At 53.3% G+C, this 276-nt stretch carries 1 rRNA gene; it reads right to left on the bottom strand.

From position 1 onward, the window contains the following. Nucleotides 1-159 precede the first annotated feature (159 nt). Nucleotides 160-276 (bottom strand): 16S ribosomal RNA (locus A3764_RS00850); the annotation flags it as partial.

Here is a 276-nt window from a genome sequence, read left to right as displayed (position 1 = left end):
CTAACCACCTGAGCTACCGACCCATACGGGCGGTAGCCCGTGTTCAAAATTCTGAAGAGATATGAGGACGGCTCGGTTCGATATATGGACAGCTTTGTTTGCTGTCCTGCTAAGTGTTTCATGAGTTGGACAAGTCCAACTAGCTAGAAACATCCTTAGAAAGGAGGTGATCCAGCCGCAGGTTCCCCTACGGCTACCTTGTTACGACTTCACCCCAGTCGCTGATCCTACCGTGGTCCGCTGCCTCCAAAAGGTTAGCGCACGGCCGTCGGGTAG

This window comes from Sulfitobacter sp. HI0129, assembly GCF_001635395.1.
GTDB lineage: Bacteria > Pseudomonadota > Alphaproteobacteria > Rhodobacterales > Rhodobacteraceae > Sulfitobacter.
Note: the sequence above shows the minus strand (reverse complement) of the source record. Positions and strands in the feature narration are given on the sequence as shown.